Raw genomic sequence first — 11,791 nt, forward strand, 5'->3', positions numbered from 1 at the left:
GGCATCCTTGGCACATGAATGACTGGCCAGAAGGTCGTGAAGGCGGGTACGGACACGGCAGCGCGCAGCCGCAGCCCGAGGGCGCGCAGCGGATGCGGCACGTCCAGCGGCAGCAGCCCCAGCCGCAGCGGCCCCCGCAGCCCCCGCGCCCCGCGCAGCCCTCGCGCCCGTCGGTGCCCGCCCAGCAGGCGCAGGGCCCCGACGCGTACAGCGGTTACGACACCGGTTACAACACCGGCCAGGTCTACGGATCGCCCGCGGGCGGAGCCCCGGGCGGCCCGGCCGGTCCCGGCGGGCCGTCCGGCCCCGGCCGGGTGCCCGGCTCCGCCCCGGACTGGCGCAAGCGGATCAAGGTCGGCTCGATCGTGCTGGTCTCCGCGCTGCTGGTGACCTCGGTCGCCACCTACTTCTGGGCCGACTCCAAGGTGCGGCGCGAGGTGGACCTCTCCAAGGTCATCGAGCGCCCCAAGGAGGGCGACTGCACGACGTACCTGATCGTGGGCTCCGACAGCCGCGAGGGCATGTCCGACGAGGAGAAGAAGAAGCTCCACACGGGCTCGGCCGAGGGCAAGCGGACCGACTCGATGATGATCCTGGCGAAGTGCTCCATCGGGAACACCATGATCTCGCTGCCGCGCGACTCGGACGTGGAGATCCCGTCCTTCGTCGGCTCGCAGTCCGGCAAGAAGTTCCCCGCGCAGGGGCGGCGGGTCAAGCTCAACGCCGCGTACGCGGAGGACGGCCCCGAGCTGCTGGTGCGGACGGTGGAGTTCAACACCGGGCTGCGCATCGACCACTACGCGGAGATCGGCTTCGCCGGCTTCGCGAACATCGTGGACGCGCTGGGCGGTGTGGAGCTCGACATCGAGGAGGGCTTCAAGGACGAGAAGTCGGGCGCCGACTTCAAGGCGGGCAAGCAGACGCTCAACGGCGAGCAGTCCCTGGCCTTCGTGCGCACCCGGTACGCCTTCGCCGAGTCGGACCTCCAGCGGACGAAGAACCAGCAGAAGTTCCTGTCGGCGCTGGCGAGCCAGGCGGCCACCCCGTCCACCGTGCTCAACCCGTTCGAGCTCTACCCGCTGCTGGGCGCCGGCCTGGACACCCTGATCGTGGACAAGGACATGGGCCTGTACGACATGGGCCAGATGTTCTTCGCGATGAAGGGCGTCAACGGAGGGGACGGCGTCTCGATGAACATGCCGATCTCCGGGCAGCGCGGCGGAAACCTCGTCTGGGACAAGGCGAAGGTGCAGCAGCTGGTCAAGCAGATCCAGAACGACGAGAAGGTCACCGTACGCGGGAACTGACCGGGTGACCGGCCGCTGGGCCGATCGGGTGACCGGCCGCGGGACCGCCCGCGGCCGTGCTCCCTGCCCCGAAGGGGATCAGGCGTCCGGGGAAAAGCGGATGGCGGCGGCGGGCAGCTGCGCCCCGCACCACACCCGGGCCCCGGCGCGCAGTTCGTTGTCGGCCCCCACGGCCGCCCCGTCGCCGATGACGGCGCCGTCGAGCACGGTCCGCGCGCCCACCTCGGCGCGCGCGCCGATCAGGCTGGCGTTCAGCTGCGCGTCCGGGCCGATCACGGCGTCGTCGAGGACGATGCAGCCCTGGACGACCGCGCCGGCCTCGATCCGGGCGCCGGCGCCGACGACGGTGCCGCCCGAGAGCTTGGCCCCGGGCGCCACCTGGGCGCCCGGCAGGACCAGCGACTCGCCGCGGCGGCCGGGGACCGCCGGGGAGGAGACGACGCCGCGGACCAGGTCGGCGGAGGCCTGGATGATCGACTCCGGCTTGCCGAGGTCCATCCAGTAGGTGTTCTCGGTGACCCCGTGCAGCGTGGCCCCGGAGGCGAGCAGGCCGGGGAAGGTCTCGCGCTCCACGGAGACCGGGCGGCCGGCCGGGATGGCGTCGATCACGCTGCGGCGAAAGACGTAGCAGCCGGCGTTGATCTGGTCGGTGATGATCTCCTCGGGGGTCTGCGGCTTCTCCGTGAAGGCCAGCACCCGCCCCTCGGAGTCGGTGGGTACCAGGCCGAAGGCGCGCGGGTCCTCGACCCGGACCAGGTGCAGGGAGACGTCCGCGTCGGCCGCCTCGTGGGATTCGACGAGGCCGGCGATGTCCAGGCCGGTGAGGATGTCACCGTTGAAGACGAGCACGGAGGAGTCCGGGCCCCCGGTCAGGAGCTGCCCGGCGTTGCGGATGGCGCCGCCGGTCCCCAGCGGCTCGTCCTCGACCACGTATTCGAGGGTGAGGCCGAAGTCGGACCCGTCGCCGAAGTACGGCTCGAAGACCTCGGCGAGGTAGCAGGTGGCCATCACGATGTGCGTGACACCGGCGGCGGCGGCCCTGGCTATCTGGTGGGCGAGGAACGGGACGCCTGCCGTGGGGACCATCGGCTTGGGCGTGTTCACCGTCACGGGACGCAACCGTGTGCCCTGTCCGCCGACCAGCAGGATCGCTTCCGTCATTGCGTTCTCCCCAACCGATTCCGGCGTACGAAGGTCCAAATTTAGCCCATCCGGGGGGCCTTCCAGGGCCGCCGCCGTCAGGACGCGAACGGGTCGGCGCGGCCCGGCAGTTGGCGTCGGGGCCGCGGGACGGCCGGTTTTCCGGAGACGGGCACGGCTTCAGGGCCGGGCATCCGGACGACCCCCGGCCGCGGCCGGGGGTCGTTGGCGTTCGGGTAGGCCAGAGGCCCGCCGCTACGGCAGGTTCCTCGCCATCACGATGCGCTGGACCTGGTTGGTGCCTTCGTAGATCTGCGTGATCTTGGCGTCGCGCATCATGCGCTCCACCGGGTAGTCACGGGTGTAGCCGTAGCCGCCGAGCAGCTGGACGGCGTCCGTGGTGACCTCCATGGCCACGTCGGAGGCGAAGCACTTGGCCGCGGCGCCGAAGAAGGTGAGGTCGGCGTCGACGCGCTCGGACTTGGCGGCGGCCGCGTAGGTCAGCTGGCGGGCGGCCTCGATCTTCATGGCCATGTCCGCGAGCATGAACTGCACGCCCTGGAAGTCGCCGATCGGCTTGCCGAACTGCTTGCGCTCCTGGACGTAGCCCTTGGCGTAGTCCAGGGCGCCCTGCGCGATGCCGAGCGCCTGGGCCGCGATGGTGATGCGGGTGTGGTCCAGGGTCTTCATGGCGGTGGCGAAGCCGGTGCCCTCGGCGCCGATCATGCGGTCGGCGGGGATGCGGACGTTGTCGAGGTAGACCTCGCACGTCGGTGAGCCCTTGATGCCGAGCTTCTTCTCCGGGGCGCCGAAGGAGACGCCCTCGTCGCTCTTCTCGACGACGAAGGCGCTGATGCCCTTGGAGCGCTTCTCGGGGTCGGTCACGGCCATGACCGTGTAGTACTCGGAGACGCCCGCGTTGGTGATCCAGCGCTTGACGCCGTTGAGGACCCAGAAGTCCCCGTCGCGCACGGCGCGGGTCTTCATGCCGGCGGCGTCGGAGCCCGCGTCCGGCTCGGAGAGCGCGTACGAGAACATCGCGTCGCCCTTGGCCAGGGGGCCGAGGTACTTGGCCTTCAGCTCCTCGGAGCCGGAGAGGATCACCGGGAGGGAGCCGAGCTTGTTCACGGCCGGGATGAGGGAGGAGGACGCGCAGACGCGGGCCACCTCCTCGATCACGATCACGGTGGCGAGCGCGTCGGCGCCGGCGCCGCCGTAGCTCTCCGGCACGTGGACGGCGTGCAGGTCGTTGGCGACCAGGGCGTCGAGGGCCTCCTGCGGGAAGCGGGCCTCCTCGTCGACCGCGGCCGCGAACGGCAGGATCTTCGCCTCGGCGAGCGAGCGGACGGACTCGCGGAGCATGTCGTGCTCCTCGGCCGGGCGGTACAGGTCGAAGTCGGCAGAACCCGCCAAGATCTCTCACTCCCCAAGGGTGATGCGTGTGCTAACTACCGTTAAGTAACCCAAGCTTAGTGGGCCGGTCACGGATGGCGATATGGACGGCCCACGTGAGTTGCGTGACAGAAGGGACGAGAGCCGTCGTGTCCTGGGGAACGTCCCCGCCGGTGGGCCCGACTATGCTCAGTGGCCGCAAACGGCCCCGCACCTCTGGAGCACCCATGGCCCCCCTCAGGATCACTGTGATCGGCACCGGATACCTCGGCGCGACCCACGCCGCGGCGATGGCGGAGCTGGGGTTCGAGGTGCTGGGGCTGGACGTGGTCCCGGAGAAGATCGAGATGCTGGCGTCGGGCCGGGTGCCGATGTACGAGCCCGGGCTGGAGGAACTGCTGGCCCAGCACGTGGCCGGGCTGCCCGGGTCCACGGGGCGGCTGCGGTTCACGACCTCCTGGGAGGAGGTCGGCGCGTTCGGCGACGTCCACTTCGTGTGCGTGAACACTCCGCAGAAGCACGGCGAGTACGCGTGCGACATGTCCTACGTGGACGCGGCGATGGCCTCGCTGGCCCCGTACCTGACCCGGCCGGTCCTGGTCGTGGGCAAGTCGACGGTGCCGGTGGGCTCGGCGGAGCGGCTCGCGGCGAAGCTGGCGGAGCTGTCCCCGGCGGGCGCGGACGTGGAGCTGGCCTGGAACCCGGAGTTCCTGCGGGAGGGCTTCGCCGTGCAGGACACCCTGCACCCCGACCGGATCGTGATCGGCGTGCAGGGCGAGCGAGGCGAGAAGCTGCTGCGGGAGGTGTACGAGACGCCGATGTCGGAGGGGACCCCGCTGGTCGTCACGGACTTCCCGACGGCGGAGCTGGTGAAGACCGCCGCCAATTCCTTCCTCGCGACGAAGATCTCCTTCATCAACGCGATGGCGGAGGTGTGCGAGGCCGCCGGCGGTGACGTGGTCAAGTTGGCCGAGGCCATCGGCTACGACGAGCGCATCGGCGCGAAGTTCCTGCGGGCCGGGATCGGCTTCGGCGGCGGCTGCCTGCCCAAGGACATCCGGGCCTTCATGGCGCGCGCCGGCGAGTTGGGGGCCGACCAGGCGCTGACCTTCCTGCGCGAGGTCGACTCCATCAACATGCGGCGGCGCGGACACATGGTCGAGCTCGCCCGCGACGCCGTCGGCGGCTCCTTCCTCGGCAAGCGGGTCGCCGTACTCGGCGCCACCTTCAAGCCGGACTCGGACGACGTACGGGACTCGCCCGCGCTGAACGTGGCCGGGCAGATCCACCTCCAGGGCGGGCAGGTCACCGTCTACGACCCCAAGGGCATGGACAACGCCCGGCGCGTCTTCCCGACCCTCGGCTACGCGGACTCCGCGCTGGCGGCGGCCCGGGGCGCGGACGTCGTGCTCCACCTCACCGAGTGGCGCGAGTTCCGCGAGCTCGACCCGGCGGAGCTGGCCGCGGTGGTCACGGACCGCCTCGTCCTGGACGGCCGCAACGCGCTGGACGCCGAGCGCTGGCGCGAAGCGGGCTGGGCCTACCGCGCGATGGGCCGCCCCCGCTTCTGACGCACGGGCCGCGCCCCGTCCCGCGGGAGGCGGGGCGGGGCGGCGGCGGTACGGGGGCCGGGCGGGCGGCGGGGCGTTACTGGGCCGGCTGCTTGTGGTGGGCGGCGCGGGCGGTGAATTCCGCGTCGCGCAGGACCCGCTGGGCGTTGCCCCAGGTCAGCAGGGCCAGGTCGGACTCCGACCAGCCGCGTTCCAGGAGCTCGGCGATCAGCCGGGGGTAGCCCGACGGGTCGGTCAGGCCGGTGGGGCGCGGCGCGCGGGGCTCGATGCCGAAGGCGGCGCCGAGGCCGACGCTGTGCGGGCCCGCGACCGCCCGTACGTGGTCGAGGTGGTCCGCGACCGCGTGCAGGGATTCCCCGGTGCGCGCGATGTCGAACGCGACCATCACCAGGCCGTGTGCCTCGCGCAGGGCGAGCAGGACCTCGTCGGGCACGTTGCCCGGATGCGGGGTGAGCGCGGCCGCGGCCGTGTTCGAGATGACAACCGGGGCCTTGGAGGCCGCCGCGAGCTCGCAGGCGACCTCGGGCGTGCAGCCGGTGAGGTCCAGCAGCACCGCCAGCCGGTTCGCCTCGCGGACCACCTCGTGGCCGAAGGGCGTCAGCTCCTCCCGCGCCCAGGACGCTCCCGCGGGCGCGAGGATCCGTACGCCCAGCGTGTGGAAGGCCCGCAACGGGCTCAGGGAATCCGTCAGCGTGCGGCCGGACACGGGGCCGAGGAACGAGGCGATCCGGCCCCGGTTGCGGGCGTCGGCCATGTCGTCGGCGCCCAGCGCCAGGGACAGGCTGTCGGGGTAGCGGCGGATCAGGGCCCGGGCCACGTCGATCTGTTCCAGGGTGTCGGAGACCACCTGGTCGTCGGTCGACGGTACGAGCAGGGACCAGAACTGGGCCCCCACTCCCCCGGCGCGCAGCCGCGGGATGTCGGTGTCGACACCGGTGTCGGGGGTGTCGATGTCGTGGTACGGGCTCTGGCGCAGGGTCCAGACGAGGGTGTTGCACCCGTCCACGACGGGGTGGACGGACAGCAGTGCGGCGGCCCGGTCGAGGGCGCCGGCTGCCGCGTGCGCGGCTGCGGGGAGGTCCTCGGCTCCGATGCCCACGGACTGGGGTTCATCCTGCAGGTCGGCCATGGCTTTGGCTCCGGTCTCGGCGGCAGCAGGGAGAGATGCAGCCACCGTGACACGGGGGACTCGGGAGCCGCCCGGCAGATGTGGCATTCGGGTGATCCCGCAGGCCCCGCAGGTCGTGTGGGACCTGCGGTTCCTGCGGGCACACCGGGCCGCCGCACCAGCCGGGCCCTGCCGAGCCGCGGTTAGACCGCGATCACCGCGTTCGACGGCCCCCGGGTCGCCGACAGCTCGCGCGCCACCGCTTCCGCGTCGCGCAGCACCCGTACCGCGTTGGACCAGGTCAGCTTCGCCAGGTCGGCCCTGGACCAGCCGCGGGCCAGCAGCTCGGCGACGAGGTTCGGGTAGCCGGCCACGTCGTCCAGGCCGGACGGGGTGAAGGCCGTGCCGTCGTAGTCCCCTCCGATGCCGATGTGGTCGATGCCCGCCACCTCGCGCATGTGGTCCAGGTGGTCGGCCACCGTGGCGGCCGTCGCCACCGGGCGCGGACGCTGCGCCTCGAAGGCCCGGTGCAGGGCCATCGCCTCGGGCGTGGTGTCCAGGTGGTGGAAGCCGTGCGCCCGCAGGTTCTCGTCCGCGGCCAGGGTCCACTCGACGGCGGCCGGGAGGATGAACTTCGGGACGAAGGTGGCCATCGCGACGCCGCCGTTGGCCGGCAGCATCGCCAGCACGTCGTCCGGGATGTTGCGCGGGTGGTCGCACACCGCCCGCGCCGAGGAGTGCGAGAAGACCACCGGCGCGGCCGAGACGGCGAGCGCGTCGCGCATCGTCGTCGCCGCCACGTGCGAGAGGTCCACCAGCATGCCGACGCGGTTCATCTCGCGGACGACCTCGCGCCCGAAGTCGCTCAGGCCGCCGTGCCGGGGCTCGTCGGTCGCCGAGTCCGCCCAGTCGATCGTGTCGTTGTGCGTGAGCGTCATGTACCGCACGCCCAGCTGGTGCAGGGCGCGCAGCGTGGCGAGCGAGTTGTTGATGGAGTGGCCGCCCTCGGCGCCCATCAGCGAGGCGATCCGGCCCTCGGCGCGGGCCGCCTCCATGTCGTCCGCCGTCAGCGCCCGGACGAGGTCGCGGGGGTAACGGTCGATCAGCTGCGCGACGACGTCGATCTGCTCCAGGGTGGCGCTGACCGCCTCGTCACCGGCGTAGTCGGAGCGGACGTAGACGGACCAGAACTGCGCGCCGACCCCGCCGGCGCGCAGCCGGGGGATGTCGGTGTGCAGATGGGCCGACTGGTCACCGCCGATGTCCCGTCGCGCCAGGTCGTAGCGCACCTGCTCGCGCAGCGCCCAGGGCAGGTCGTTGTGGCCGTCCACGACGGGGTGCTCGGCCAGCAGGGCGCGCGCCTCGTCCAGACGCTGCGCGGCGCTCACTTGCCGAATCCGAAGGACTCCGCGTTCGCGACCTTCGTCCGCAGCCGCTTGCCCTTCTCGGTGGCCTGGTCGTTGAGCTCCTGCTGGAAGTCGCGCATCCGGGCCAGCAGCTCCTTGTCGTGCGCGGCCAGCATCCGTACGGCGAGCAGGCCGGCGTTGCGCGCCCCGGCGACGGAGACCGTGGCGACGGGAACCCCGGCGGGCATCTGGACGATCGACAGCAGGGAGTCCATGCCGTCGAGGTACTTCAGCGGCACCGGGACGCCGATGACGGGCAGCGGGGTCACCGAGGCGAGCATGCCGGGCAGGTGGGCGGCCCCGCCGGCGCCGGCGATGATCGCCTTCAGCCCGCGCTCGGCGGCCTGCTCCCCGTACGCCACCATCTCGCGCGGCATCCGGTGGGCGGAGACGACGTCGACCTCGTAGGGGATCTCGAACTCGTCGAGGGCCTGGGCGGCGGCCTCCATGACGGGCCAGTCCGAGTCCGAGCCCATGACGATGCCGACGAGGGGGGCTGCGGTAGCGGTGCTCATTCGGTGATCGTTCCTCTGAGGTAGCCGGCTGCGTGACGTGCGCGCTCCAGCACATCGTCCAGATCGTCGCCGTAGGTGTTGACGTGGCCGACCTTGCGGCCGGGTTTCACGTCCTTGCCGTACATGTGGATCTTGAGCTGGGGGTCGTGGGCCATGCAGTGCAGGTACGCCGCGTACATGTCGGGGTAGTCCCCGCCCAGCACGTTCGCCATGACCGTCCACTTGGCGCGGGGGCGCGGGTCGCCCAGCGGGAGGTCCAGGACCGCCCGTACGTGGTTGGCGAACTGCGACGTCACGGCCCCGTCCTGGGTCCAGTGGCCGCTGTTGTGCGGGCGCATGGCCAGCTCGTTGACCAGGATCCGGCCGTCGGTGGTCTCGAACAGCTCCACCGCCAGGTGGCCGGTCACGCCCAGTTCCCCGGCGATGCGCAGGGCCAGGGCCTGGGCCTCGCCCGCCAGGGCCTCGGAGAGGTTGGGGGCGGGGGCGATGACCGTGTCGCAGACCCCGTCCACCTGGACGGACTCCACGACGGGATAGGCCACGGCCTGGCCGTGCGGGGAGCGGACGATGTTGGCCGCGAGCTCGCGGACGTAATCGACCTTCTCCTCCGCGAGGACCGGGACGCCCGCCTTGAAGGGGGCCTCCGCGTCCTGAGGGCTGCGGACGAACCACACGCCCTTGCCGTCGTAGCCGCCGCGCACGGTCTTGAGGATGACGGGGAACCCGCCCACCTCGTCCGCGAAGGCGGATACGTCGGCCGGATCGCTCACGATCCGGTGGCGGGGGCTGGGTGCGCCGATCTCGTCGAGCTTGGCGCGCATCACCCCCTTGTCCTGGGCATGTACCAAGGCGTCGGGCCCCGGGCGGACGGGGATGCCGTCCGCTTCCAGGGCCCGCAGGTGCTCCGTGGGTACATGCTCGTGGTCGAAAGTGATCACGTCGCAGCCGCGCGCGAAGGCACGCAGCGTCTCCAGGTCGCGATAGTCGCCGATGACGACGTCGCTCACCACCTGGGCCGCCGAGTCCTGCGGGGTGTCACTGAGGAGCTTGAATCTGATGCCGAGGGGGATACCCGCCTCGTGGGTCATGCGGGCGAGCTGACCGCCGCCGACCATGCCGACTACCGGGAACGTCACTCCTCCAGGATATCCGCCGGTATTGCGCCATCCGGACGTGACCCTGGCCCGGACCGGGCGGTGTGCCGTGCGTCGCACGGTGTCCGAAGGCACAGACGGGTCACAGGGGGGACACTTAACATGGGTGGGTTGACCGAGAGACCGGACGCCCCGTGCAGGGGCGGTGACCGACAGGACTGGCTTACTGATGAGCACGCCGGGGAACGGATCTGTCCTCGAACGCGTACGCGGCCTCGTGCGGGAGGTCGCCAAGTTCGGGGCGGTCGGCGGTCTGGGTGTGCTGGTCAACCTGGGTGTCTTCAACCTGATCCGCAGCACGACCGAGCTCCAGGTGGTCCGCGCGAGCGTGATAGCCACCGTCGTGGCCATCGCCACCAACTACCTCGGCTTCCGCTACTTCGCCTACCGGGACCGCGCGCAGAACGGCCGCACCCGCGAGCTGAGCCTGTTCGTGGCCTTCAGCGTGGTCGGGCTGGTCATCGAGAACGGCGTGCTCTACACGGCCACCTACGGCTTCGGCTGGGACGGCCCGGTCGCGAGCAACGTCTTCAAGTTCATCGGCATCGGCGTCGCCACCGTCTTCCGCTTCTGGTCGTACCGGACCTGGGTGTTCAGGGCCCTGCCCGTGCCCCTCACCGCAGCGGAGCCGATGCCGGAGCCGGCGCCGCTGCCCAAGCCGGAGCGCACGCCCGAGCCGCTGCCCGAGCCTGAGCCGGCGCCCGCGAACAACTAGGGCCGGTGGTGGCGGGGGCGGGTGTGTGCCGGGGCGTCCCCGCAGGGGGCCGAACGCACCACCGCCGCACCCCCCGGCCCCCCGAACCGTTCGGCGCCCGAGGAGACGCCCCGGCGCGCGCCCGGCCCCGCTCCACCACCGGCCCCACCGCACCGCACCGCCACGGCCAGCCAGCGCCAGCCAGCGCCAGCGCTAGCGCACCGTGGTCTGCGGTTCGGAGCGTTCCGGCGCCGTCCGGCTGAGGAACAGCGCGAACACCGGGGGCTTCGTCTGGAGCAGCTCCAGGCGCCCGCCGTCCGCCTCGGCGAGGTCCCGGGCGACCGCAAGGCCGATGCCGGTGGAGTTGCGGCCGCTGATGGCCCGCTCGAAGATCCGGTTGCCGAGGTCCGGCGGGACCCCCGGGCCCTCGTCCGTCACCTCCAGCACCGCCTGGTTGCCGATCACCCGGGTGCGGATCGCCACCGTGCCGCCCCCGTGCATCAGGGCGTTCTCCACGAGGGTGGCCAGGACCTGGGAGACCGCTCCCGGGGTGCCCACGGCCCGTACGCCCTGCTTGCCGGAGCGCACGATGGCCCGGCCGGCGCTGCGGTAGGCCGGCCGCCACTCCTCCACCTGCTGTTTGACGACCTCGTCCAGGTCGAAGGGGACCGCCGAGCCCGTCCGCGGGTCCCGCGAGTTCGTGAGCAGCCGCTGCACCACGTCCGTGAGCCGCTCCACCTGGGTCAGGGCGATCGTGGCCTCCTCCCGCACGGTCTCCAGGTCGTCGGTGACCGTGATCTCCTCCAGGCGCATGGACAGCGCCGTCAGCGGGGTGCGCAGCTGGTGCGAGGCGTCGGCGGCGAGGCGCCGCTCGGCGGTGAGCATCCGGCCGATCCGCTCGGCGCTGGAGTCCAGTACGTCCGCGACGCGGTCGAGCTCGGGGACCCCGTAGCGCCGGTGCCGGGGGCGCGGGTCGCCCGATCCGAGCCGCTCGGCCGTCTCGGCCAGGTCGGTGAGGGGGGAGGCCAGCCGGTTCGCCTGCCGTACGGCGAGCAGTACGGCCGCCACGACGGCCAGCAGCGCCACCGCGCCGACCACGGCCAGGGTCCGTCCGACCTCCTTGGTGACGGTCGAGCGGGATTCCTCGACGGTCACGACCTCGCCCTGTTCGCCGCGGGCGGTGCCCCGGATGACGCCGTCGGGGATCGCGGCGCCCACCTCGACGGCCGGCTGGCCGGGGATCGTGATCCGCGCGTAGTGGCCGGCGTCCAGCTGTTCGGCGAGGCGGACGGGGTCGATGGGCTTCCTCTCCAGCACGTTCGCCTCGACGATGCCCACCAGCCGCAGCGCCTCGGACTCGATCCGGTCCTGGGCGCTGCTGGTGATCGTCCGGGTCTCCACGATGACGAGGGAGACCCCGAAGACGGCGATCACGACGAGCACCACGGCGAGCGTGGAGTTGATCAGGCGGCGGCGCATGGCTCAGAGGATGCCTTAGGGAGGG

Annotated in this window: 10 protein-coding genes; 3 read left to right on the forward strand and 7 right to left on the reverse strand. The window is 72.0% G+C overall.

From position 1 onward, the window contains the following. Positions 1–14: 14 nt before the first annotated feature. Positions 15–1,307 (forward strand): LCP family protein, encoded by a 1,293-nt coding sequence (locus AC07DU_RS06505; RefSeq protein ID WP_479109960.1) that lies wholly within the window; start codon positions 15–17, stop codon positions 1,305–1,307. 78 nt (positions 1,308–1,385) lie between these two features. On the opposite strand, the gene manB is transcribed toward AC07DU_RS06505, so the two are convergent. Continuing rightward, entirely contained in the window at positions 1,386–2,468 is a 1,083-nt protein-coding gene (gene manB, locus AC07DU_RS06510) for a mannose-1-phosphate guanylyltransferase (RefSeq protein ID WP_360901213.1), read from the reverse strand. Positions 2,469–2,702: 234 nt separating this feature from the next. Further along, on the reverse strand, positions 2,703–3,860 hold the full coding sequence (locus AC07DU_RS06515) for an acyl-CoA dehydrogenase family protein (RefSeq protein ID WP_360901216.1): 1,158 nt from the start codon (positions 3,858–3,860) through the stop codon (positions 2,703–2,705). A 206-nt stretch (positions 3,861–4,066) separates the two neighbouring features. Here AC07DU_RS06515 and AC07DU_RS06520 point away from each other — a divergent pair, with 206 nt between their 5' ends. Continuing rightward, the gene (locus AC07DU_RS06520; protein ID WP_360901219.1) at positions 4,067–5,410 is read left to right on the forward strand and encodes a UDP-glucose dehydrogenase family protein; all 1,344 of its coding nucleotides are present in this window, start codon (positions 4,067–4,069) and stop codon (positions 5,408–5,410) included. A 76-nt stretch (positions 5,411–5,486) separates the two neighbouring features. On the opposite strand, the gene AC07DU_RS06525 is transcribed toward AC07DU_RS06520, so the two are convergent. The 4 genes from AC07DU_RS06525 to AC07DU_RS06540 form a co-directional block, all read right to left on the reverse strand. Next, positions 5,487–6,539: a membrane dipeptidase gene (locus tag AC07DU_RS06525; RefSeq protein ID WP_479109962.1), complete on the reverse strand. Its 1,053-nt coding sequence runs from the start codon at positions 6,537–6,539 to the stop codon at positions 5,487–5,489. Positions 6,540–6,721: 182 nt separating this feature from the next. Further along, positions 6,722–7,906 carry a dipeptidase gene (locus AC07DU_RS06530; RefSeq protein WP_360901225.1) on the reverse strand — a complete coding sequence of 395 codons (1,185 nt, stop codon included), beginning with the start codon at positions 7,904–7,906 and terminating at the stop codon, positions 6,722–6,724. Next, positions 7,903–8,439 carry a 5-(carboxyamino)imidazole ribonucleotide mutase gene (purE, locus tag AC07DU_RS06535; RefSeq protein ID WP_360901229.1) on the reverse strand — a complete coding sequence of 179 codons (537 nt, stop codon included), beginning with the start codon at positions 8,437–8,439 and terminating at the stop codon, positions 7,903–7,905. Before purE ends, AC07DU_RS06530 begins: the two co-directional genes overlap by 4 nt. Beyond that, a complete protein-coding gene (locus tag AC07DU_RS06540) occupies positions 8,436–9,554 on the reverse strand; it encodes a 5-(carboxyamino)imidazole ribonucleotide synthase (RefSeq protein WP_360901238.1) in 1,119 nt (372 codons plus the stop codon). The genes purE and AC07DU_RS06540 overlap by 4 nt, the downstream gene beginning before the upstream one ends. Before the next feature lie 208 nt (positions 9,555–9,762). On the opposite strand from AC07DU_RS06540, the gene AC07DU_RS06545 reads away from it, so the two are divergent. Continuing rightward, positions 9,763–10,308 carry a GtrA family protein gene (locus tag AC07DU_RS06545; RefSeq protein ID WP_479109964.1) on the forward strand — a complete coding sequence of 182 codons (546 nt, stop codon included), beginning with the start codon at positions 9,763–9,765 and terminating at the stop codon, positions 10,306–10,308. Positions 10,309–10,500: 192 nt separating this feature from the next. Here AC07DU_RS06545 and AC07DU_RS06550 read toward each other — a convergent pair whose 3' ends face one another. Next, positions 10,501–11,766 (reverse strand): ATP-binding protein, encoded by a 1,266-nt coding sequence (locus AC07DU_RS06550; RefSeq protein ID WP_479028339.1) that lies wholly within the window; start codon positions 11,764–11,766, stop codon positions 10,501–10,503. Positions 11,767–11,791: the final 25 nt, after the last annotated feature.

This window comes from Streptomyces sp. NPDC045695, from assembly GCF_056432025.1.